This window comes from Dickeya sp. NCPPB 3274 (assembly GCF_000406205.1).
In the GTDB taxonomy this organism is placed as follows: Bacteria; Pseudomonadota; Gammaproteobacteria; order Enterobacterales; family Enterobacteriaceae; genus Dickeya; species Dickeya fangzhongdai.
Genome location: NZ_CM001979.1, coordinates 2,713,642 through 2,737,540 on the forward strand (window position 1 = coordinate 2,713,642; position 23,899 = coordinate 2,737,540).

Annotated in this window: 20 protein-coding genes; 9 read left to right on the forward strand and 11 right to left on the reverse strand. The window is 54.8% G+C overall.

All coding sequences use genetic code 11. From position 1 onward, the window contains the following. The first annotated feature begins 97 nt into the window (after window positions 1–97). A complete protein-coding gene (locus tag DXX3274_RS12305; protein ID WP_042859998.1) occupies window positions 98–1,585 on the forward strand; it encodes a PLP-dependent aminotransferase family protein in 1,488 nt (495 codons plus the stop codon). Here DXX3274_RS12305 and DXX3274_RS23755 read toward each other — a convergent pair. Further along, entirely contained in the window at window positions 1,556–1,888 is a 333-nt protein-coding gene (locus DXX3274_RS23755) for a hypothetical protein (protein ID WP_152495259.1), read from the reverse strand. The genes DXX3274_RS12305 and DXX3274_RS23755 overlap by 30 nt on opposite strands. A 100-nt stretch (window positions 1,889–1,988) precedes the next feature. Between DXX3274_RS23755 and DXX3274_RS12310 the strand changes: the two genes are divergently transcribed. The 4 genes from DXX3274_RS12310 to DXX3274_RS12325 all read left to right on the forward strand — a co-directional run bounded on the left by DXX3274_RS12310 (window position 1,989) and on the right by DXX3274_RS12325 (window position 5,892). Continuing rightward, entirely contained in the window at window positions 1,989–3,083 is a 1,095-nt protein-coding gene (locus tag DXX3274_RS12310; RefSeq protein ID WP_038658090.1) for an ABC transporter ATP-binding protein, read from the forward strand. Window positions 3,084–3,246: 163 nt separating this feature from the next. Continuing rightward, window positions 3,247–3,477, forward strand: coding sequence for a tautomerase PptA (gene pptA, locus DXX3274_RS12315; protein WP_038919274.1), 231 nt, complete (start codon window positions 3,247–3,249; stop codon window positions 3,475–3,477). A 378-nt stretch (window positions 3,478–3,855) separates the two neighbouring features. Then, window positions 3,856–4,833 (forward strand): DUF1852 domain-containing protein, encoded by a 978-nt coding sequence (locus DXX3274_RS12320; RefSeq protein WP_042859999.1) that lies wholly within the window; start codon window positions 3,856–3,858, stop codon window positions 4,831–4,833. Between the two features lie 27 nt (window positions 4,834–4,860). After that, window positions 4,861–5,892: a methionine synthase gene (locus tag DXX3274_RS12325; protein ID WP_042860000.1), complete on the forward strand. Its 1,032-nt coding sequence runs from the start codon at window positions 4,861–4,863 to the stop codon at window positions 5,890–5,892. A gap of 258 nt (window positions 5,893–6,150) precedes the next feature. Here the strand turns inward: DXX3274_RS12325 and DXX3274_RS12330 are convergent, their stop codons facing one another. Beyond that, window positions 6,151–6,774, reverse strand: coding sequence for a glutathione S-transferase family protein (locus tag DXX3274_RS12330; protein ID WP_042860001.1), 624 nt, complete (start codon window positions 6,772–6,774; stop codon window positions 6,151–6,153). 528 nt (window positions 6,775–7,302) lie between these two features. Here DXX3274_RS12330 and DXX3274_RS22875 point away from each other — a divergent pair. Continuing rightward, on the forward strand, window positions 7,303–7,839 hold the full coding sequence (locus DXX3274_RS22875) for a hypothetical protein (RefSeq protein WP_071603949.1): 537 nt from the start codon (window positions 7,303–7,305) through the stop codon (window positions 7,837–7,839). 211 nt (window positions 7,840–8,050) lie between these two features. Here the strand turns inward: DXX3274_RS22875 and DXX3274_RS12335 are convergent, their stop codons facing one another. The 4 genes from DXX3274_RS12335 to yiaY all read right to left on the reverse strand — a co-directional run bounded on the left by DXX3274_RS12335 (window position 8,051) and on the right by yiaY (window position 11,230). Next, complete coding sequence (locus DXX3274_RS12335; RefSeq protein ID WP_042860002.1) at window positions 8,051–8,959, reverse strand: SIR2 family protein; 909 nt, start codon at window positions 8,957–8,959, stop codon at window positions 8,051–8,053. Window positions 8,960–9,347: 388 nt separating this feature from the next. Next, window positions 9,348–9,725 (reverse strand): type II toxin-antitoxin system death-on-curing family toxin, encoded by a 378-nt coding sequence (locus DXX3274_RS12340; protein WP_038658062.1) that lies wholly within the window; start codon window positions 9,723–9,725, stop codon window positions 9,348–9,350. Further along, window positions 9,722–9,943, reverse strand: a complete 222-nt coding sequence (locus DXX3274_RS12345; protein WP_039692075.1) for a type II toxin-antitoxin system Phd/YefM family antitoxin — start codon at window positions 9,941–9,943, stop codon at window positions 9,722–9,724. Before DXX3274_RS12345 ends, DXX3274_RS12340 begins: the two co-directional genes overlap by 4 nt. A 138-nt stretch (window positions 9,944–10,081) precedes the next feature. Further along, window positions 10,082–11,230 (reverse strand): L-threonine dehydrogenase, encoded by a 1,149-nt coding sequence (gene yiaY, locus DXX3274_RS12350; RefSeq protein WP_042860004.1) that lies wholly within the window; start codon window positions 11,228–11,230, stop codon window positions 10,082–10,084. Window positions 11,231–11,616: 386 nt separating this feature from the next. Between yiaY and DXX3274_RS22410 the strand changes: the two genes are divergently transcribed. Beyond that, the gene (locus DXX3274_RS22410; protein WP_238556038.1) at window positions 11,617–12,072 is read left to right on the forward strand and encodes an NUDIX domain-containing protein; all 456 of its coding nucleotides are present in this window, start codon (window positions 11,617–11,619) and stop codon (window positions 12,070–12,072) included. A 73-nt stretch (window positions 12,073–12,145) separates the two neighbouring features. Here DXX3274_RS22410 and narI read toward each other — a convergent pair whose 3' ends face one another. From narI to DXX3274_RS12380, 5 genes are all read right to left on the reverse strand, one after another. Then, window positions 12,146–12,823, reverse strand: coding sequence for a respiratory nitrate reductase subunit gamma (gene narI, locus DXX3274_RS12360; protein ID WP_039692073.1), 678 nt, complete (start codon window positions 12,821–12,823; stop codon window positions 12,146–12,148). Beyond that, the gene (gene narJ / locus DXX3274_RS12365; protein WP_042860006.1) at window positions 12,823–13,542 is read right to left on the reverse strand and encodes a nitrate reductase molybdenum cofactor assembly chaperone; all 720 of its coding nucleotides are present in this window, start codon (window positions 13,540–13,542) and stop codon (window positions 12,823–12,825) included. The genes narI and narJ overlap by 1 nt, the downstream gene beginning before the upstream one ends. Beyond that, entirely contained in the window at window positions 13,539–15,101 is a 1,563-nt protein-coding gene (gene narH / locus DXX3274_RS12370; RefSeq protein WP_042860008.1) for a nitrate reductase subunit beta, read from the reverse strand. The genes narJ and narH overlap by 4 nt, the downstream gene beginning before the upstream one ends. After that, window positions 15,101–18,889, reverse strand: coding sequence for a nitrate reductase subunit alpha (locus DXX3274_RS12375; RefSeq protein ID WP_042860009.1), 3,789 nt, complete (start codon window positions 18,887–18,889; stop codon window positions 15,101–15,103). Before DXX3274_RS12375 ends, narH begins: the two co-directional genes overlap by 1 nt. Before the next feature lie 620 nt (window positions 18,890–19,509). Continuing rightward, window positions 19,510–20,901, reverse strand: coding sequence for a NarK family nitrate/nitrite MFS transporter (locus DXX3274_RS12380; protein WP_042860010.1), 1,392 nt, complete (start codon window positions 20,899–20,901; stop codon window positions 19,510–19,512). A 419-nt stretch (window positions 20,902–21,320) separates the two neighbouring features. Here DXX3274_RS12380 and narX point away from each other — a divergent pair, with 419 nt between their 5' ends. Then, window positions 21,321–23,150 carry a nitrate/nitrite two-component system sensor histidine kinase NarX gene (gene narX / locus DXX3274_RS12385; protein ID WP_042860011.1) on the forward strand — a complete coding sequence of 610 codons (1,830 nt, stop codon included), beginning with the start codon at window positions 21,321–21,323 and terminating at the stop codon, window positions 23,148–23,150. Next, complete coding sequence (gene narL, locus DXX3274_RS12390; protein ID WP_042860012.1) at window positions 23,143–23,790, forward strand: two-component system response regulator NarL; 648 nt, start codon at window positions 23,143–23,145, stop codon at window positions 23,788–23,790. The genes narX and narL overlap by 8 nt, the downstream gene beginning before the upstream one ends. The last annotated feature ends 109 nt before the right edge of the window (window positions 23,791–23,899 follow it).

Genomic DNA, 23,899 nt, shown 5'->3' on the forward strand with positions numbered 1-23,899 from the left:
CCCGACGGGGGCTGACGATTAACGTTCTGATGTTGCTATTTATCCCCTGTATGGCCCTATAATCCAGAGCCAGTTTTTAATATTTAAAGGATCCACTTTGCGCTCACTACTGACCGATTTGCTACTGCAAGGGCTGGAACAACAGCAGGAAGGCACGCTCAACAAGCGGCTGTACGACACTATCCGGCTGGCGATTCTGACCGGTGACATCGCGCCGGGGCGGCGGCTGCCTTCGTCCCGCGACCTGGCGCAGCAGTTGTCGCTGTCGCGCAATACGGTGATCGCCGCCTTCGAACAGCTGCTGGCGGAAGGCTATATCGAAACCCGCACCGGCAGCGGCAGTTACGTCACCGAGCAGTTGCCGGACACCCGCCCGCCGGATGTCCGCGACGATACCCAGTCGCCGTTGCGCCCGGCGGTGCAGGAAATTTCCCGGCGCGGCATGCATCTGCTGGGCTACGCCGGCGCGTCGGCGCGCCAGTGGGGCGCGTTTATGCCGGGCATCCCGGATATCGCCAGCTTTCCGCATGACCTGTGGCGGCGGCTGCAAACCCGACTGTCTCGCCGTCTGAAACCGGAACAACTCTCCTACTCGCCGATCGGCGGCTGCCCGGAACTGCAACAGGCGCTGGTGGACTACCTGCGGGTGGCGCGCTCGGTCACCTGTACCCCGGAGCAAATCCTGATTACCGAAGGCACCCATCAGGCGATGGACCTGCTGGCCAAAATGCTGTGCAACCCCGGCGATCTGGCGTGGATTGAGGACCCCTGCTATTGGGGAATGCGCAATGTGTTGACCATCAACGGGTTGCGCGTCGCGCCCATCGAAGTGGATGAACAAGGGATGGTGCCGCCGGATGACGTCTCGCCCCAATCGGTGCCGCGGCTGATTTGCGTCACCCCGTCGCACCAGTATCCGCTGGGCGCGGTGATGAGTCTGGCGCGCCGCCAGCGCCTGCTGGCGCTGGCGCAGGAACACAGCAGCTGGGTCATCGAAGACGATTACGACAGCGAGTTCCGTTTTTCCGGCAGCCCCATCCCGGCATTGCAGGGGCTGCAAACCCAGCCGCCGGTGATTTACATCGGCACCTGCAGTAAAACCCTCTATCCGGGATTGCGCGTCAGTTACATGGTGCTGCCGCCGCATCTGGCGCGCGAGCTGAAAACGGCGCACGCCGAGCTATACCGGGGCGGCCACCTGCTGACGCAACTGACGCTGAGTCAGTTCATCAGCGAAGGCCACTACGCCGCCCACATCCGCCGCATGCGCCTGCTGTATGCACGCCGCCGCGCCCTGCTGAGCGAGTTGATCGTGCAGCATCTGGGCGAAGAGTACCTTGGCTACAACAGTAACGCCGGTCTGCACCTGATTTTGCGGTTACCCGACCGCATCGACGATGTGGTACTGAGCGCCCGTATCCTGCAACACGGCGTGATGGTCAAACCGCTGTCCAGTTACTATCTGCGGCCGACGCACCAGCGCGGGCTGCTGCTCGGTTACGCCAGCGTGGACGACGCCGAGATGGTGCGGGCGTTTGACGTCATTCTTTCCTGTTTACGCACGCTGGAAAAAGCGCGCGCCTGAATCCCCCACACGCGGTTTGAGCGCCCCACAGACCGTAGAAAAACCGGCCCGGCGGACACCCTGTCCGCCGCGGTTTTTCGCCTTGCCGCTACGCACAATATCAGTGCTTTTATTTAACATGACCTCACCATTTTGAGGCAAAGGCGGATTATCGTGCGCCTTATTGTTTACGGCTGCTGCTAACTTTTTCAATTTTACCATTGTGCAACATGCACAATACGCCGACCTTAACGACCGAGCCTCAGCCTGATTTTTTGCTGTGATTTTCCGCTGAAGCGAACCTCTGAATTGATCTTTTTTCATGCTCAAAATTATAAGAATAATTTCTTAATCAACTATCAGGCATGACTTATGCATACATCAGTCATCAGCACCGCGCTACGACACGTGAGAGAAGGGAAGAATGAAAACCTACGTTAGCTTCAAAAATATTCAAAAAACCTACGATGGCGATCGTCTGGTGGTCAAAAATCTGAATCTGGATATTCAGGAAGGCGAGTTTCTGACCATGCTGGGCCCGTCCGGCTCCGGCAAAACCACCAGCCTGATGATGCTGGCCGGGTTTGAAACGCCGACACAGGGCGAAATTCTGCTGCGTGACACGCCGCTGCACAACCTGCCGCCCCACCAGCGCGGTATCGGCATGGTGTTTCAGAACTATGCGCTGTTCCCGCACATGACGGTGGCGGAAAACCTGGCGTTTCCGCTCTCCATTCGTCGCATGAACCGCAGCGATATCAAGGACAAAGTGGATCGGGTGCTGGACCGCGTCAAACTGACCAATCTGGCCGATCGTTACCCGGCGCAGATGTCCGGCGGTCAGCAACAGCGCGTGGCGCTGGCCAGAGCGCTGGTGTTCGAGCCGCGTCTGGTACTGATGGATGAACCGCTGGGCGCGCTGGACAAGCAGTTGCGCGAGCACATGCAGTTGGAAATCAAGGAGCTACACCGGGCGCTGGAGCTCACCGTGGTGTACGTCACCCACGATCAGAGCGAAGCCATGACCATGTCGGACCGGGTCGCGGTCTTCAACGACGGGATTATTCAGCAGATGGACAGCCCCAGCGACATTTACGAACGCCCGCAGAATGCCTTCGTGGCGCAGTTTATCGGCGAAAACAACACGCTGATTGGCACCCAGTCCGGCGGCGACGGCGACTACTATCAGGCTCAGTTGGATGACGGCACCGAATTACGCGCGCTGAAAGTCCGCCCCAGCTCGCCGGGCAGAAAAATCCATTTGTGTATTCGCCCGGAACGGGTGCGGGTCAATGCCAGCGTGCTGCCGGACGGCGCACAACAGGTCAGAGCCCGCATTCAGCAATTTATCTATCTCGGCGATCATGTGCGCATGATGACCGAGGTCGCCGGTCAACCGCAGTTTATGGTGAAACTGCCGGCCAGCGACGTGAACCCGGACTGGCAAATCGGCAGCGAAATCAATCTGTCCTGGCAGCCGGAACACCTGCGCGCGCTGGATGCGGTCACGACGCACTGATGATGGCGACAAACGTTGCCACCGGTTGAACCGACGTCAATAATAAAGCACTAACGCTTGCTGCCCGAGGCCATGCCGGCGCAGACACTGTGCGGATGGCCGTCGGCGTTAGGTTTAACCGCTGTCCGCCATATACCGGACGCAATACACGGAGCCTTTATCTATGCCACATGTTGCCATCAAGTATTTTCCCCGCAATCTGCCGGAAACCGTCAAACAGGATTTGGCAAACGAAATCAGCGAATTGCTCAAGAAGTACCTGAACGCGGAAGACAAGTCGATCTCGGTTGCCCTGACGGAAATCGCGCCGGAGCGCTGGAAAGACGCGGTTTACGATATCGAAATCGGGCCGGAACTGGCTAATCTCACCAAAAAGCCGGGCTATACGATGTAACGTCAACGTCTGAATGCGTTATCGGTGATATACCCGTCATACTTCAAGTTGCAGGACAACACGTTCAGGACAACACGTTAATGTTGAACAACGCAACGCGTTGGCCCTATGGCAAGGCTCATGATGAGTCTTGCCACGCGGCAAGATAAGACATTGAGCGACGTCTGCACCCCTCCCTGACCTGACCGTATACCCGACCATGAATATGGCTCATGTTGTAATGAAATTAAGTCTCTTTCCCTCGCTCACCAACTCTGGCATAAAATATGCTGAATTAACCTATAATCAACATGAAGACCACCAAATGATAAAATAAAATCATTTAATATCAACACATTAACCCGGTTTTCATATCAAGCATCAGGAAAAAAGAACGCGATGACTAAAGATTTTACATTTACGATTAAGAGCAGTTGCTTCGATGAGAACTATAACCCCTCCGAAAATACGCGTATCACTACCAACTTTGCGAATTTGGCCAGAGGAACGAGCCGCCAGGAGAACTTACGCAACACATTAGTGATGATTGATAATCGCTTCAATACATTGGCGTATTGGGATAACCCCAAAGGTGACCGTTATTCCGTCGAACTTGAAATCATTTCTGTTGATATGCACATTGCCGACAATAACGCCACCTTCCCGGCAATTGAAATTTTGAAAACAAACATCATTGATAAAAAAACAAACCAACGGATTGAAGGTATTGTAGGCAATAACTTCTCGTCTTACGTGCGTGATTATGATTTTAGTGTGTTGTTGTTAGAGCACAATAATAGTCAATCCGAATTTAGCATTCCCGATAACTTTGGCGATTTGCATGGGAATATATTTAAATATTTCGTCAATTCGCAGGAATACAAAGACAAATTTAGCAAGCGGCCGGTAATATGCTTAAGTGTTTCCAGCAAAGAAACCTATCATAGAACGGGAAACCAGCATCCTGTATTGGGCATCGAGTACCAGCCAAATGGTTCTTCTTTAACCGAACAGTATTTCGAAAAAATGGGGCTACAGGTTCGCTACTTTATGCCACAAAATAGTGTTGCTCCTTTGGCTTTTTATTTTTCTGGTGATTTACTGAGTGATTACACGGATCTTGAGCTTATCAGTACCATCAGCACGATGGAGACGTTCCAAAAAATCTACCGCCCTGAGATTTACAATGCGAACTCCGCTGCCGGGCAATACTATTGCCCCAACCTGAATCATCATGATCATTCATTAACAAAAATTGTTTATGATCGGGAAGAGCGCAGCCAGTTGGCCATTAAGCAAGGGAAGTTTACTGAAGAGCATTTCATCAAACCGTACAAAAATATTCTTGAGCAATGGTCGGCTCATTACGCGCGCTAATTCACCAAAAATATAAGGTCACCTGCTATGAAAACATTGCTACCTACCTCAACTGCGGGCAGTTTACCCAAGCCATCCTGGCTCGCCGAGCCTGAGAAGCTGTGGTCCCCCTGGAAATTACAAAACGACGAGCTGATTGAGGGGAAAAAAGATGCCTTAAGCTTGTCGCTGTTTGATCAACTGCGTGCCGGTATTGATATTGTCAGCGATGGCGAACAAACGCGCCAACACTTTGTCACCACGTTTATTGAACACCTTAGCGGCGTGGATTTTGAGAAACGTGAAGTGGTTAAAATTCGTAATCGCTATGACGCGAGCGTACCGACAGTGGTCGGTGCGGTGGCGCGTCAAAAACCCGTGTTTGTTGAAGATGCCAAATTCTTACGTCAACTCACCAAGCAACCCATTAAATGGGCCTTGCCAGGGCCGATGACGATGATTGATACGCTCTATGATAACCACTATAAAAGTCGCGAAAAGCTCGCCTGGGAATTCGCAAAAATACTCAATCAGGAAGCGAAAGAATTAGAGGCGGCGGGTGTCGATATCATCCAGTTTGATGAGCCCGCATTTAATGTTTTCTTTGATGAAGTGAATGACTGGGGAATCGCCACGTTAGAAAAAGCCATTGAAGGGCTGAAATGTGAAACGGCTGTGCATATTTGCTATGGCTATGGCATCAAGGCCAATAGCGATTGGAAAAAAACGCTGGGGTCAGAGTGGCGGCAATACGAAGAAGCGTTTCCCAAACTGCAAACATCGGCTATCGATATCATCTCGCTGGAATGCCATAACTCGCGAGTTCCGATGGATCTGCTTGAGCTGATTCGCGGTAAAAAAGTCATGGTCGGGGCGATTGATGTGGCAACCAATACGATAGAGACACCAGAAGAAGTTGCCGATACGCTACGAAAAGCACTTCAATTTGTCGATGCCGACAAGCTCTATCCTTCGACCAACTGCGGAATGGCCCCCTTATCTCGTCGGGTAGCCACAGGCAAACTCAATGCATTAAGCGCAGGTGCAGACATCATCCGCAGAGAGCTTTCTGCTAAATAACACCGCTACATTGTCGATCATTAAAAAACTCAGTCCGTATCAGGCGATCTGATCAATCGCCAAATAACCTGAACCACCAACCGGACTGAGCATTACCGAACATTGCGCAATTACTGATGAAGAACGGCTAATTTATATGATGCCGTAAACCAGTAGCGAAACAAAACCACCTGCGGTCAGCGGAATAAACCGGGCCGCCTTTTTTACTGTCGCGCAGCGTGCTATAGCGTGCTGACATCATAGCCGCCAACCCGGTTTTTAGACCATACCATTATTCCCATGACGCAAAAATGCCGGTCGCTGATTCAAGCGCGTAAACCACGCGTCAATGGCAGGTACTTCGGGGTGGGGAAACGGTGTCATTTTCCAGCGATTCACCGACAGCCCGAGCACCACATCGGCCAGCGTAAACGTCTCACCTGCCGCCCATGCTCCGGTGCGCTGGAGTTGCTGTTCAAGAATACCGATACAGTGGTTCCACTCTTTAATGCCCGCGGCAATCGCGTTTTGATCGTTATAGGCCGGGTTCTTGCGCGCCAGAGCCGGGAAGGCATAACGCCAGGCGTTGTTAAATTCGGTCGCCTGCCAGTCCATCCAGTGCTCGACGTTAGCGCACGCCTGCGGTTCGTTAGGGAGCAGATCATCGCGCCCGGCTTTGCGCGCCAGATAGCGACAAATCGAATTCGATTCCCACAGCACGAATTCATCGTCAATCAACACGGGCACCATGGCGTTCGGGTTCATGGCGCGAAATGCATCGGTTTCCGTCGAGGCAAACCCGCTACCGTAATCTTCCTGAACATAATCCAGCCCCGCTTCTTCGCAGGTCCAGAGCACTTTGCGCACATTTATTGACGTCGTTTTGCCAAGTATTTTCAGCATACCTCGAATGTCCTTCCGCGTGATTAATCGTTTAAAAACAATACACCAACCTAATATCTTCTTGCTACTGCTAGCAGAGCGCTTCATGGTTGCGGCGCATTCGTGAGCTTATGCTTTTTATTGGGCTGCAAATTCGGATCCTGTGGCTCTTCCTACTTCATATCGCTTTACGTTGACATCAAAAACCAGTTTGGCAGAAGCCTGACCACGCTTCAGACCTCTATCGGGGTCTGTTTCTAGCACGGAGTAGACAGAAAGCAAGGTCGTCAGGTCCGCAGTGAGCGAGGAACGGATATTCGCAGTTGTTCTTATAACTTATAAAAGCATGACTTACATATCGCTGTCTTAATCAGTAGGGCGTAGGTCAGTGCATTACCGTACTAGTGCGGACTTCAGGGAATAAGAAAAACCTTTTTGCAAAAGGTAAATTTTCCTTTTGCATCAAAAGATATGATTGCTTAAGATGGTTTGTAATTTAATGTTACATTTAGAATTTTTTTCTTATTTCTACATATAGTTGAGGGTTTTATGTCTTTAAATTATATCGATTTAGATGATTCGACCAAAAAATTCATGCTTAAAGAAATTGAATTTGATAAAGAAAATAATAGTTTTTATTTGAGCAACTTTCTTACTGCTCAAGGTAAGACTGTGTGGCCATCTTTGTTAGAAGAAGCATCTCAACATGATGATGCATGGCTTGAGCAAGAAATCCTAAATAGAGGATTACTGGCTACCCATTATCCTCGAAGAAAGCCTAATAGCACTGAGATGATTCAGGCTAAAGTCCCTCACACTGCTGCTCAAACTTTAGCTGAAGGAGAATTCAATCGTTTATTTGCCCGAGGCTTGAGCTCGCGAGCAAAAGCAGAAGGAATTGAATTTGTTGAAGCTTACCGAGCAAGACACTCAGAAAACCCTCGCCCTGAATCTCAAGCTGTTATCGGGAAAAAGTTCCGACCTGAAGAAATCCTTGAGGATTTACGTAATAACCCAGGTGTAGATACGGCATTAGGCGTTCCTCCTGGCCCTAACTCCGGCATAACAATTAAACTTGTTAAGTAAAAAATAATGAGAGGCACTTTCGGAATTTAAATCCCTAAGTGCTTTCATGATGACCTGCTCCCCCATTGATTAACACACTCTGATGTAAGAAAGCTTGGCTGCAGACAGGCCATGAATAACACGTCTGCTGTGAGCTAGGAGCAGACTAAAAGTCTAATCTCTGCGGTCAAAGAACATTTGTATTTGACCATTCTTTTTTATAGATAAGATATTATCTACGGGTTTTACTATGAATATCATTGATTACAGCAAGGTAATATTCTTTCTCATTCCCTTTGAACACTAATCCGAACTCATGATTAACTATAACTCCAACGCTTTTTAAAAGATCGATTTTTGGTTTAGAAACGGGATCGTCATAATAGCAATGAGGGATGTAATATGTTATTCCATGTTGTAAGTTTATTTTCTTTGTAAGCCGACTTCTTTCTCTAAATGTGAGCAACCACCAAAGGTCAATCTCAACAAAATCCAAATTCAAACCTAAGATATATATATTCTTAGTGAAAAAATCATCGATCCAACTATTGCCAATATCACCTTTCTTTAACCGTTTTGTAAATGGTTCGTTGAACGTTTTATCGGAATATTGACTTCCGGTAGTTGTATAGCCTCGCATGCTTTGCAAGTAACCACTGTAATGCTCATAGCCAAGAATTATTGAGTGTGGATTGTTCAATGCGCCATGTATATGCCATATATTTTTGTTTTTCACCTTGTGATGTCTAAAAATGTTGTATTTGCTCTCTTTTATTTTACCTTCATTCTTCAAATCTTCAGGTCTGACACTGTCATCTAAACAATATTCAAATGCCAAATCATAATTTGTTGTTAAAATGTTGTTGCACTCTAGCTCTAAAATTTTTTTGTGAATTTCATTAGGCTTTATTGAGTTTATTTTTAATGCAATATAATATTTTATTTCACTTTCTGAAAACCCACTCACCTGTTTATTTATAATATTAAAATAAATCTCCTCATAGGCTAGTGGAAATGGTTTTTTTTGTATGTCGATATTGATTCCATATGCATGCCCTAAACTATTTAGCACATCAAGCCAAGAGTTTCCATTTGTAATGTTATTTATACCATTGCCAATAAGAAGTGAAAAATCACACATTTTTATCCCTTTTTGTCATATGCATTTTTTACGCCCTACTACTGATACTACAATACTAGTCATCAATATACTCTACACCGATGCATGCTTCAGTGATCTTACCCAGCAAAAGTGGTGTTTCGAAAATAGACCTGTTTTCGTGTCCTCAAATTATATATCTTCCACATATTCGCTATGACTTGGTAGCCTTGTCAATGTCTGCTCATGGCACTTAGCCGACCGTCATAATAATTATGCAAACAATAATACCCAATAAGAATTAATCACAATCCAGTAAATATACCCGATTGATAAAACAGTCTAGCATCCCGACGATAGACCGTTATAAAAAAGCCCCGAGCATTAAGTCAGGGGCTTTTCAAAAGCAATTTATCTCCGTGCCAGTCATTTACTTTTCCACCCGCAGTCTTAACTGCTCCGCGAGCTCCGACACCTGGCACTCACCCGTTGCTGCCTTGACGGTAAGCTCTTCCAGTGAATTATCGTTATCGGCAATTAATACGCCATTGCGGCGTAAAAATACCATGGTGACGAAAAAGGCGGTGCGCTTATTACCATCATTAAAAATATGACCCCGCGCAACAGTTACCCAATACGTCGCTGCCAGTTCAAAGAGATCCGTCATATCTTCATAATAAAGCCGGTTCTGCACCCGATAAATCAAGGCTTCAGCCCGGCCAGGATCCGCCATGCCGGCAACTCCTGGCAACACCTGCAGGATGCGATCATGAAAGGCGATAACGTCTTGCGCACTGACCCATTTCATCTGTCGGCAAGCGCTTTAACCGTGTGGCCGTGGCGCTGCATGATGAAATCAAATTCAGCGTCTAGTCTGGCGTTCTGATACGCCTCAAACTCCGCCTTGGGGATGAGTACGGCCGACGTACCATTTCGACGCGTAATTTCCACCGGCTCGCCGCGGGCCGCCGTATCGATGACCGCCGCAATGTTTTGCCGGGCTTCAGTAATGGTGTACGTTTTCATTTCTTCCCCCTCAAGATGTACATCTTAATGGTACATCTGATTAGTACAACAGACCACCACCCGCCTCTGCTTACTTCATAAAAAAAGCCCCCAACCATCAAGTCAGGGGCTTTTCGATACCAACATTCATTCATCAGATTAGAACGCGGCGGCAAAAATCTCGACGATTTCCGCGTGGGTCGCCTGTTTCGGGTTGGTCAACCCGCAGGCGTCTTTCAGCGCGTTGTCCGCCAGAATGTTGAAGTCTTCTTCTTTCACGCCCAGATCTTTCAGACCGGCCGGGATACCGACATCGCGCGCCATCTGGCTGATCGCCGCGATTGCCGCGTCAGCAGCCTGTTGATCGCTCAGCCCGGCAACGTCCAGGCCCAGCGCGACCGCAACGTCTTTCAGACGCCCTGCGGCGACGGTTGCATTGTAACGCTCTACGTGCGGCAGCAGCACCGCATTGCACACCCCGTGCGGCAGGTTATAGAAGCCGCCCAACTGATGTGCCATCGCATGAACATACCCCAGCGATGCATTGTTGAACGCCATGCCGGCCATAAACTGGGCGTAAGCCATCTGCTCGCGCGCCACCATGTTTTTACCGTCTTTGACCGCGTCGCGCAGATGGTCGCGGATCAGTTCAATCGCTTTGATCGCCACCGCATCGGTAATCGGGTTAGCGGCGGTAGACACGTAGGCCTCAATGGCGTGGGTCAAGGCGTCCATCCCGGTAGCGGCGGTCAGCGATGCCGGCATACCGACCATCAGCACCGGGTCATTGACGGACATCACCGGGGTCACGTTTTTATCCACGATCGCCATTTTCACATGACGCACTTCGTCGGTGATGATGCAGAAACGGGTCATTTCAGACGCGGTGCCTGCCGTGGTGTTGATGCCGATCAGCGGCAACTGCGGTTTGGCGGAAACATCCACGCCTTCGTAGTCGGCGATTTCACCGCCGTTGGTCGCCAGCAGAGCAATACCTTTAGCGCAGTCATGGGAAGAACCGCCGCCCAACGACACCACGCAATCGCTGTGGTTTGCCTTCAGAATCTTCAGACCGGCATCCACGTTGGCGACGGTCGGGTTCGGCTGCACGCCATCATAAATGGCGCTATCGATCTGGTACTTTTTCAGCAATTGCTGCACGGAGGCTGCGACGCCGATTTTGTTCAGCACGCCGTCAGTCACGATCAAGGCATGTTTGAAACCCTGCAACTGAATCTGCCTGGCCGCTTCCTCTAACGCACCCTCACCCATCAGGTTTAAGGCTGGAATATAAAATGCGCTGCTCATAGATCACCATCCATTTATTACAGAGTCTTAACTTACAGCCATCCTAGCATTGACATTTGCCGGTAAAATTGACCAAAAACAAATTTCATACACTCTTCGCTAAAATGCTGAACCGTTTTTTCTGAGGAATATCATGTATGAATGAAAAACCAGCACCGCACAAATAAACAATTATTTTACTTCCAGAGTGGTCATCAAACCGGCGTAACGGAGCGGATTGTATTTTCATCGTAAACAAGCGGGTCAATCTGCCGTTATTACATGGATTACGGCCTGAAAAGGTGTTACATCGGCGCATCGCGCCAGACCAAACCGTATCAGTATTAGTGAACAGATACAGGCTGTCGTATCATGACCACTCGGGGCTTTTAATGTCGACAATACCCATGACGAATGAGATCACATTTAAGGTGATCGGCGATATCAGCACGGCCAGCGCCTGTAGCGCTGCGCTGGTGGTACTCGTCGATCCGTACGGAAAAATCCTGCTGCAATTGCGGGATTCGGATAAAGACATTCCCTACCCCGGTTACTGGTCGCTGTTCGGCGGCGGACTTGAAGGCGAAGAGACGCCCGCCCAGGCGGCGGTGCGTGAATTAAATGAAGAGATCGGCATCACCCTTGACGACCGGGATTTGACGCCGCTGATCGTCACGCTGTCGGATGACAGCAAAAACGCCCGGATTTATATCTTCTCGCTGACAACGGCGCTGACGCCGGGCGATATCGTACTGCAGGAAGGTTCCGGGTTTGCGTTCTTCACCCGGGAGCAAATCGCGCACCTGCCGGTTGTGCCCTACGTCATGCGCGCCCTGAACTTGCTCTGGCGCGACACTCACTGATTCTCCCTTTCCCAAAATGACAACGCGATACGCCGGAGCGTATCGCGTTAACCATGCCGAATCACTGGCGGCGTTAGCGCCGGTTTCTGACCAGTTGGTAACGACGGGTCAGATACTCAACCGGCGCGCTCCAGATATGCACCAGCCGGCAGAACGGGAACAGCAGGAACAGCGTCATTCCCAGCACCAGATGCAGGCGGAAAATCAGCGCCACGCCATCCAGATGCGCCGAGGCGCCGCCGCGCAACGTCACTACCGCCTGCGCCCAGTTCACCAGCTTCATCATCTCGCTGCCGTCCATGTGTTGCGCGGAAAACGGGATGGTCAGCAACCCCAGCGCCGCCTGAATCACCAGCAGCGACAGGATCAGGATGTCGCCGGTGGTCGATGTGGCGCGCACCCGCGGATTCGTCAGCCGACGCTTCAGCAACAGCACGCCGCCCACCAGCGTCAGCACGCCGCAGGTTCCGCCGCCGATCATCGCCATCTTCTGTTTTATCTCCAGCGGCAAAAACGACTCGTACATCCAGTGCGGCGTCATCATGCCCAGAAAATGACCGCCCAGCACGCCCAAGATGCCGAGATGGAACAGGTTCGACGCCAGCCGCATGCCTTTCTTATCCAGCATCTGGCTGGAGCCGGCGCGCCAGCTGTACTGACCGTAGTCGTAGCGCAGCCAACTGCCGATTAGAAAAACCGCGCCGGCGATGTAGGGGTAAATATCAAACAAAAACAGATTGAGATAATGCATCAGCAGTCTCCTTTGGCGCGCGACGCGTCAAGGTTCAGGTAGTGCGGCGCCACCGCATCGACGAAACGACGCTGGTGGCCAGTCTGTTGCGCCGGGGCGCAGCCCGCGTCGGCCAGAAAGCGGACCTGCTCCTCTTCCCACACGGCATCCAGCGCCTGCGGCGTATCGTCGCGCGCTTCTCCCGCCACTTTCGCCACCACGGATTCACGCGAGGGTTCGATCGCCGCCAGCGTCAGCAGCAGATCCGGCAACAGGGCATACTCGCTGTCGCGCTGGCGCAACCGCTCCGCCAGCAGCGTCAGGATCGGCGCAATATCGCGCAGCCCCTCGCGCACGGCCTGCGGATCGCGCAACGTCAGATACTCCAGATAGAGCGGCAGGAAATCCGGCAGTTCGCGGCAATCCAGCTCCAGCCCAACCTCACGGTACTGCGCCAGCAAATCCACCATCGCCTGACCGCGGTCGCGCGACTCGCCATGCACATGTTCGAACAGCAGCAGCGACAACGCGCGGCCGCGGTCAAACAGTTCGCTGTAGCGCGCCTGCCGGTCCAGCAGGTCGCCCTGATAAAAGTCGGCGATGAACTGCAACAGTTGCGCGCTCTGCCGCAGCGGCAGTTCGTCGGCCTGTTCCAGCGCCGCCAGCATTGCCTGACGCTGCTGCCACAGTTCCGCATCCGGATACTCCAGCAGCCGGGCGATAACGCGAAGACTGATCATGACTGGTTCTCCTGCGTCCGCCGGTTGCTCATGGTCTGGGTTTTGCTGGTGACGTCGATAGCGTCGATACGTCGGCTGTTGAACAGGTTGAACGACGAATCGCTGCCGTGGCAGCCGTCGCCAAAGCTGAAGCCGCAGCCGCGAGTTTCCGGAAACGCGTCCCGCGCCAGCTCCCGATGGCTGGACGGCACCACAAAGCGATCCTCATAGTTGGCGATCGCCAGATAGCGGTACATTTCTTCAGCCTGCGCCTGCGTCAGCCCCACCTGCTCCAGCGCGCTGACATCGGTAACCTGCTCCACCGTCTGCGCCCGCTTGTAATGGCGCATCGCCAGCATGCGCCGCAGCGCGCGCAGCACCGGGCGGGTATCGCCCGCGGTCAACAGATTCGCCAGATACTGCACCGGGATACGCAGGCTTTCCACGTCCGGCAGTACGCCGCTGTGCGCCAGATTGCCCGCGTCGGCGGCGGACTGGATCGGCGACAACGGCGGCACGTACCACACCATCGGCAGCGTGCGGTATTCCGGGTGCAGCGGCAGCGCCAGTTGCCATTCCACCGCCAGCTTGTACACCGGCGACTGCTGCGCCGCGTCAATCACGCTGAGCGGAATGCCGTCGCGCTGCGCCTGCGCGATCACCTCGGGGTCGTGCGGGTCGAGGAAAATATCCAGTTGGCGGCCGTACAGATCGGTCTCGCTGGCTACCGATGCCGCCTGTTCAATGCGGTCGGCATCGTACAGCAGAACCCCCAGATAACGGATACGGCCCACGCAGGTTTCCGAGCACAGCGTCGGCATACCGGATTCGATGCGCGGATAGCAGAAAATGCATTTTTCCGACTTGCCGCTCTTCCAGTTGAAATAGATTTTCTTGTACGGGCAGCCGGTCAGGCACATGCGCCAGCCGCGGCATTTATCCTGATCGATCAGCACAATGCCGTCTTCCGCCCGCTTGTAAATCGCCCCGCTCGGACAGGTGGCGACACAGGCCGGGTTGAGGCAGTGCTCGCACAGTCTCGGCAGGTACATCATGAAGGTGTTCTCGAACTGCCCGTACATGGCTTTCTGCATGTCGTCGAAGTTCTTATCCTGCGAGCGCTTGCTGAACTCGCCACCCAGATCGTCTTCCCAGTTCGGGCCGTTTTCGATCTTCTCCATGCGTTGACCGGTGATGAGCGAGCGCGGGCGCGCCACCGGCTGGTGCCGGCTTTCGCCGGCGCGTTGCAGATGGGCATAGTCGTAGTCGAACGGCTCGTAATAATCGTCCAGCGCCGGGACGTCCGGGTTGGCGAAAATCTTCGACAGCACCCCGACTCGATTGCCCATACGCGGCTCAAGCCGCCCGTTGATTTTACGAATCCAGCCGCCTTGCCATTTTTCCTGATCCTCCCAGGCATGCGGATAGCCGGTGCCGGGCTTGGTTTCCACGTTGTTGAACCAGGCGTATTCCATCCCTTCGCGGCTGGTCCAGACGTTCTTGCAGGTCACCGAACAGGTATGGCAGCCAATGCATTTATCCAGATTCAGCACCATGCCGACTTGTGAACGAATTTTCATCAGGCTTTCTCCTGCAGATGAGGTTGCACATGGGAAGACAGGTCGTCATGGCTGTCCTCATCCAGCCAGTCGATACGGTTCATCTTGCGGACCACCACGAATTCATCGCGGTTGGAACCGACGGTGCCGTAGTAGTTAAAGCCGTACGCCAGTTGGGCGTAACCACCGATCATGTGAGTCGGTTTCGGGCACACGCGCGTCACCGAGTTGTGGATGCCGCCGCGCTGGCCGGTGACTTCCGAACCGGGCAGGTTCACCAGTCGCTCCTGCGCGTGGTACATCATGGTCATGCCGGACGGAATACGCTGGCTCACCACCGCACGGGCGGTCAGCGCGCCGTTGGCGTTAAACACTTCAACCCAGTCGTTGTCGGCGATGGTTAGCTCGCGGGCATCGTCCTCGCTCAGCCAGACAATCGGCCCGCCGCGCCCCAGCGTCAGCATCAACAGGTTTTCGCTGTAGGTGGAGTGAATCCCCCATTTCTGATGCGGCGTCAGGAAGTTGAGCGCCTTTTCCGGGTTGCCGTTGGGCTTTTTATTCAGCAACGGCTGCGCCGCGCGGGTATCCACCGGCGGACGGTACACCAGCAGGCTTTCGCCGAAGGCGCGCATCCATTCGTGATCCTGATACAGCTGCTGGCGGCCGGAGATGGTGCGCCACGGAATCAGCTCATGCACGTTGGTGTAACAGGCGTTGTAAGACACATGCTCGTCTTCCAGACCAGACCAGGTCGGGCTGGAAATGATTTTGCGCGGCTGCGCCTGAATATCCCGGAAGCGGATTTTTTCTTCCTCTTTCGGGTGCGCCAGATGGGTGTGATCGCGCCCGGTAACCTTGCTCAGCGCCGCCCAGGCTTTTACCGCCACCTGGCCGTTGGTTTCCGGCGCCAGCGACAGAATCACCTCGGCAGCATCTATCGCCGTGTCGATTCTCGGGCGGCCGGCGGCTGGGCCGTCTTCCTGCACCCGGTTCAGACGCTTGAGGAAATCGACTTCGTTCTGGGTATTCCAGTTGATGCCTTTACCGCCGTTGCCCAGCTTATCCAGCAACGGGCCGAGCGAGGTAAAGCGGGTATACAGGTTCGGGTAGTCGCGCTCCACCGTCATGATGTGCGGCGCGGTTTTGCCCGGAATCAGGTCGCACTCGCCTTTTTTCCAGTCTTTCACCCCCAGCGGCTGCGCCATTTCGGCCGCCGAATCATGCTGGATCGGCAGCGTCACCACATCGGTTTCCACCCCCAGATGCCCCTGACAGACGCGAGAGAAGGTTTTCGCCAACCCTTTATAGATTTCCCAGTCGGTTTTCGACTCCCAGGCCGGGTCAACCGCCGCCGACAGCGGATGGATGAACGGATGCATGTCCGAGGTGTTCATGTCGTCCTTTTCATACCAGGTGGCGGTCGGCAGCACGATGTCGGAATAGAGACAGGTGCTGGACATGCGGAAATCGAGCGTCACCACCAGATCCAGCTTGCCTTCGCCGCCCTGCTCGCGCCATTCCACCTCTTCCGGCGTCACGCCGCCCTGCTGGCCCAAATCCTGCCCCTGGATACCGTGCTCGGTGCCCAGCAGATACTTGAGCATGTACTCATGCCCCTTACCGGACGAGCCCAGCAGGTTGGAGCGCCAGATAAACAGGTTGCGCGGGAAGTTTTGCGGGTTGTCCGGCTGCTCGGCGGCAAAACGCAGGCGGCCGGCTTTCAGTTCCGCCACGGTGTAATCCTGCGGCGACATGCCGGCGGCCGCGGCCTGCCCGGCGATACGCAGCGGGTTCGCGCCCAACTGCGGCGCCGACGGCAACCAGCCCATGCGTTCGGCGCGCACGTTAAAATCGATCAGGCTGCCGCTGAAACGGGAGCGGTCCGCCAGCGGCGACAGCAGTTCCTGCGGCGCGATGGTTTCGTAACGCCACTGGCTGGAGTGGTTATAGAAAAATGAGGTGCTGTTCATGTGACGCGGCGGGCGCTGCCAGTCCAGACCGAACGCCAGCGGCAGCCAGCCGGTTTGCGGACGCAGTTTCTCCTGACCGACATAATGCGCCCAGCCGCCGCCGCTCTGCCCGACGCAGCCGCAGAAGATCAGCATATTGATAATCCCGCGGTAGTTCATGTCGAGGTGATACCAGTGGTTCATCCCCGCGCCGACGATAATCATCGAACGACCGTGGGTTTTGTCGGCGTTATCGGCGAACTCGCGGGCGATGCGGATAATATTCTGGCGCGACACGCCGGTAATCTGCTCCGCCCACGCCGGGGTGTAGGCTTTCACCTGATCATAGCCGGTCACCTGATCATGCCCGGTCGCGCACTGCGCGTCGTCCAGACCGCGATCCACGCCGTAGTTGGCGAGCGTCAGGTCGTAAACACTGGTGACCAGCGCCTGCTGACCATCGGCCAGCGTCAGGCGTTTGACCGGCAGTTGATGCAGCAGCACCTCATCCAGCGCGACGCTGGCGAAGTTTTCACTGGATGCACCGCCAAAATAAGGGAAGCCGACCGACACCACGTCGTCGTGCTTGCCCAGCAGGCTCAGTTGCAGATTGACATCACGCTGGGCGCTGCCTTCGCGCTGTTCCAGATTCCATTTGCCCTGCTCTCCCCAGCGATAACCGATCGAGCCCTGCGGGGCGACCAGTTCGCCGGTAGGTTCGTCAATGGCGACGGTTTTCCACTCCGGGTTGTTCTCCTGCCCCAGCTTTCCCACCAGATCGGCGGCGCGCAGCAAACGCCCGGCGGCGTAGCTGCCGTCCGCGCGCGGCTCCAGCAGCACCAGCATCGGCATGTCGGTATAGCGGCGTACGTAATCGGTGAAGTACTGTCGCGGCTGTTTGAGGTGAAACTCGTTGAGGATCACGTGACCCATCGCCAGCGCCAACGCGCTGTCGGTGCCCTGTTTCGGATTCAGCCACTGGTCGCACAGCTTGGCGATTTCCGCATAATCCGGGGTGATGGCAACGGTTTTGGTGCCTTTATAGCGTACTTCCGCAAAGAAGTGAGCGTCCGGGGTGCGGGTCTGCGGTACGTTGGAGCCCCAGGCAATGATGTACGATGCGTTATACCAGTCGGCCGATTCCGGCACGTCGGTCTGTTCGCCCCAGGTTTGCGGCGAGGCCGGCGGCAGGTCGCAGTACCAGTCGTAAAAACTGAGGCATACCCCGCCCAGCAGCGACAGGTAACGGGCGCCGGCAGCGTAGGACACCATCGACATGGCCGGGATCGGCGAGAAGCCGATCACCCGGTCCGGGCCGAAGGTTTTGGCGGTATACACGTTGGCGGCGGCGATCAGTTCATTCACCTCCTGCCAGTCGGCGCGCACAAAACCGCCGCGCCCGCGTACCTGTTTGTATTCCCGCGTTTTGCCCGCGTCGCCGACGATTGACGCCCAGGCGTCCACCGGGTCGGCATGATGCTGACGCGCCTCGCGCCACAGCTTCATCAGGCGTTTGCGCACCATCGGGTATTTCAGCCGGTTAGCGCTGTAAAGATACCAGGAATAGCTGGCGCCGCGCGGGCAGCCGCGCGGCTCGTGATTCGGCAGGTCCGGCCGGGTGCGGGGGTAATCGGTTTGCTGCGTCTCCCAGGTGACCAGCCCGTTTTTAACGTAAATCTTCCAGCTGCATGAACCGGTACAGTTGACGCCATGCGTCGAACGCACCACCTTGTCATGTTGCCAGCGGCTGCGATAGCCGTCCTCCCAGTCACGATTGGTATTCAACGTCTGGCCGTGATCGCCGGAAAACGGCTCGGCCACCTGTTTGAAATAACGTAACCGGTCAAGAAATTTGCTCATCCGGACTCTCCTGCTGCGGAACCTGACGGTTCCTGTCGTTATGAAGTACACGTGGGTTTTGCTCACTGAGGCGTAGGGTAGCCAGCCGGGTAAGTGTCAGAATTGACAGCGATCAAGCCAGCCCGGACCGGTTTGCGCGGGGAACCGCGGAGATACCACCAAAGGATTACCCGAAAAAATAAACCTAATAGACTGATAATTAATGAAATTTATTGATTCGCAATGATCAGGGGAGACGATACTCACCCCCGGTGACTATTTGGAGGTAGTAGGTCGTATCAGGCGACCAAAACCGGTTTTTCACCCCGGCGCTTCAGCCTGAGTGGATCCTGTACAAGTGGGAGGTAAATATAAGCCGGTCAATTCTGCGGCAGAGTAAGGCAGTGACAGGCGTATACGCCGCTACGCACGGCAGGAGTGTTTAAGATCGGTAATCGGGCACGAAAACAGCCCAAGAACGCGCATGTATGGCTATGGCGCTGGCGGGCTGAAAGAGTACAGTGCGGAAACGCGACCGCGTTGAGGTTTCACGGCCTCAACGCGATCGGATGGTTCAGCGATCAATAGAATTGTTCGGCAATCAATAGCATTGTTTGGCGATCAATAGCACGGTTCGGCGATCAGGCGCGGGCTTTACGTCCGTAACACAGCCAGGTGATAACCACGCAGGCTACGTAAAACACCACGAAGATCTTCATGGCGCCGGCGGGCGAGCCGGTCAACGCCAGCGAGGTGCCGAACGCTTTCGGGATAAAAAAGCCGCCGATAGCGCCGATGGCGGAGATAAATCCCAGCGCCGCGGCGGTATCGGTCACCGCGCTGCGCTGCGCTTCATCTTCGCCGCCGCCTTCTGCGGCCACCCTTGCCACCGTCAACCCGCGGAAAATCACCGCAATCATCTGGAAAGTCGACCCGCTGCCCAATCCGGCCGTCAAAAACAGCAGCATGAAGATACCAAAGAACAGCAGGAAGGAACCGGGCTGATTGTCACCCGGCAACGCGGTGAACAACAGTACTGACAGGATCGCCATCAGCACGAAATTGATCAGCGTCACCCGCACGCCGCCGAAGCGGTCCGACAGCATGCCGCCCACCGGACGCGCCAGCGCTCCCAACAACGGACCGCAAAAGGCGTAATGCAGGATAATCACATCCGGGAACTGGGTTTTCGACAGCATGGCGAAACCGGCGGAGAAACCGATAAAAGAGCCGAAAGCCGACAGATACAGTACGCTAAGAATCCACAAATGCGCCCGCTTGAGCACCGGCAACTGCTGGCGGAGCGACGCTTTGGCGGTGGACAGATCGTTCATGCCGAACCAGGCCGCCGCCGACGCGATAAGCAGCAGCGGCACCCACACCCAGGGCGCATTCTGCAACCAGACCTGACCGCCGTCCGGCTGCGCCACGCCATTGCCGGTAAAACTCAGCACCGGCAGAAAAATCACCACCGGCACCAGTAACTGCATCACGCTGACGCCCAGATTACCGAAGCCGCCATTCAGGCCCAGCGCGCTGCCTTGCTGCGCCTTCGGAAAAAAGAAGCTGATGTTAGCCATGCTGGAGGCGAAATTGGCGCCGGCGAACCCGCACAGCAACGAGATAATGATGAATACGCTGTAGGGCGTCTGCGGATCCTGCACCGCGAATCCCAGCCACACGCACGGGATGACCAGAATCAGCGTACTGAAGGTGGTCCAGCGGCGTCCGCCCGCCAGCGGAATAATGAATGAATACGGCACCCGTAGCAGCGCGCCGGATACCGACGGCAATGCGGTCAGCATAAACAGCTGGTCGGTAGTGAAATGGAACCCAACCTTGTTCAGGTTGACGGCCACGGTGCTGAACAACATCCAGACACAGAAAGCCAGCAACAGACAAGGAATTGAAATCCACAGGTTGCGCTGGGCGATACCGCGCCCCTGTGTTTGCCAGAACTGAACGTCTTCCGGGCGCCATTCCCGGATAACAGTCTGCCGTGAAGCGCCTGGCGTAATGGTTGACTGCGTCATAAAAAGCCTCGGTCAGTAAAAATGCCTATAACACTACGCGCCACATTAGAAGGTATGACCGGGGCAAAGTTGATATACATCAACAGGTTGTTGGGTAAAAAAATGCGTCTCTTTTGCGCCCCCTCCCAAATAGGTAAGCGATGAGGACAAGTTAATGTCATAGTTTCATACTGTTATAGTCATTTATTTTGTCACTGTACTCACCGCCTCCCCCTTGTGGAAATTGGGAGGTACCCCTTTAGGGGTATAGGGTTACCCCTGAAAATAAGAAAAAATGACCTTGTGATGCGTGAGGCTGTTCTCATGCCAGGCAGCAGGGTTCGGGTTTCTGTCGATCTCCATCAATGCGTAACACCATACCCGCGGTATAGTTTTTATCACACAAACGCGTTTCCACTTTCGTCACAGGCGGTTTCCCGATGTTCAGACGCTTTCGGCTTCCACTCTCGCTGGTCAATCAGGTGGCGTTGCTGATGTTGCTGCAGGGTCTGTTGGGGATTGCGGGCATGGCGGTTTCCAGCTGGATGTCGCAAAGCATTCAGGGCAATGCGCACGCCATCAATACCGCCGGCTCTCTGCGCATGCAGAGCTACCGGCTGCTGTCGATGGTGCCGCTCGACGCCGGCGGCGAGCGCTATTTGCAGGTGCTGGAGCAGGATGAAAACGACGACGACCTGCGTCAGGCGGTGGTGCGTGAGGGGTTGAGCGACCCATTCAGCACCTTACGGCATTACTGGGCGGAACAGCTTAAACCGCGCCTGCGCCAGGCCGAACGCCCGACCGACGCCGCCGCCGCGGTGGCCGATTTTGTCCACCATCTGGATACGCTGGTGCTGGCCATCGACCAGAAAACCGAGGCGCACCTGCGGCTGGTGACGCTGGTGCAGCGTGTTTTTATCGGCATCATGCTGTCGCTATTGCTGATCACCTTTTTCTATTTGCGCCGCCGCTTGCTGGCGCCCTGGCGTAAGCTGGTGTCGATGGCGCAGGCCATCGGTCAGGGCGAATTCCATTCGCGGGTGACGTTGCGCGGCCAGGATGAAATGAGCACGCTGGCGCAGGCGCTGAACAATATGTCGGATGAGCTGTCGGCGATGTACCGCGATCTGGAACGGCGGGTGGCGGAAAAGACCGCTGACCTGCAACAGAAGAACGATACGCTGGCGTTTCTCTATCGCGCCAGCCGCCGGCTGCATACCAGCGCGCCGCTATGCAGCCGACTGCTGCCGGTGCTGGACGAGCTGAGCGCGCTGATGCCGCTGTCCGATATCCGCTTACAGCTCTATGAAGATAATCACCAGGCGCATGTGACGCCCGCCAGCCTGACGCACATTCCCGACCCCGACGCCTGCCCGGACCGTCACTGCCAACGCTGCGAGCACCTTTCGCCGCCGCGCATAGCGACCGAAGGCAAACCGGTAAGCTGGGATCTGCACGACAAGCTCGGCCACTACGGCGTAGTGCTGGCGCGGCTGCCCGACCACCAGCACCTGACGCCCGACCAGCACCAGTTGCTCAATACCTTGCTGGAACAGTTGACCAGCACGCTGGCGCTGGAGCGGCAATCCAGCCACCAGCAGCAGTTGATGCTGATGGAAGAACGCGCCACCATCGCCCGCGAATTACATGATTCCATCGCCCAGTCGCTTTCCTGTCTGAAGATTCAGATCAGCTGCCTGCAGATGCAGCACACCGCGCTAACGCCGGAGATACAACAGCAACTGGACGCGATGCGCGATGAAACCAATACCGCCTACCGACAGCTGCGCGAGTTGCTGACCACCTTCCGGCTCAAACTGTCGGAATCCGGTCTGCTGGCGGCGTTGCGGGCCACCGCGGACGAATTCAGCCAGCGCCTCGGCTACGATATCGATCTGGACTACCAGCTGCCGCTACAGGCGGTTTCCGCTCATCAGGGCATTCATCTGCTGCAGATCGTGCGTGAGGCATTGAGCAATATTTACAAACATGCGCAGGCTACAGCCGTCAGCATCACCCTGCGTCAGCAGCAGCGGCATATTGAGCTGCGCGTGCGCGATAACGGCATCGGCATCAGCGACGACATCGGCCGCGCTAATCATTATGGCCTGATCATCATGCGCGACCGCGCCCGGAGCCTGCACGGCGACTTTACTATTCAACGTCTTGCGTCCGGCGGCACAGAAGTTTACGTCAGCTTTCTGGCAGACTACCGCCAGCCCCCCGCATTATCAGGAGAGCACCATTTACCAGAGGAACACTATGACTAACGATGCCGCCACAGTGCTGTTAATTGACGACCATCCGATGCTGCGCAACGGCGTCAAGCAGTTGCTCAACATGGCGCCCGACCTGCGCGTAGTCGGCGAAGCCAGCCACGGCGAACAAGGCGTTACGCTGGCGGAACAGCTGGATCCGGATCTGATTCTGCTGGACCTGAATATGCCCGGTATGAACGGGCTGGAAACGCTGACCCGGTTGCGGGAAACGCCACTGTCCGGACGTATCGTGGTGTTCACCGTTTCCAACCACGAAGAAGATGTCATCAGCGCATTTAAAAACGGCGCCGACGGTTATCTGCTCAAGGACATGGAGCCGGAAGATCTGCTGGTGGCGCTGCATCAGGCCGCCGCCGGCAAAATGGTGCTCAGCGATGCGCTGACGCCGGTTCTGGCGGCCAGCCTGCGGGAAACGCGCAGCAGCGACACGCGGGATATCCAGCAACTGACCCCGCGGGAAAAGGATATCCTGAAGCTGATCGCCCAAGGGCTGCCCAACAAGGTCATCGCCCGCAAGCTGACGATTACCGAAAGCACGGTGAAAGTACACGTCAAACATCTGCTGAAAAAAATGAAATTGCGCTCCCGGGTGGAAGCTGCTGTCTGGGTGGTGCAGGAGAAGATTTTTTAACCGGCGGCGGCCGGACGCCGCCAGCCAGAATAGACCCAGCGATGTCGACCTTACCTTTTGAGGTCGAAAATTACAGTAAAATACCCTCACCTACACTTCTATACATTTG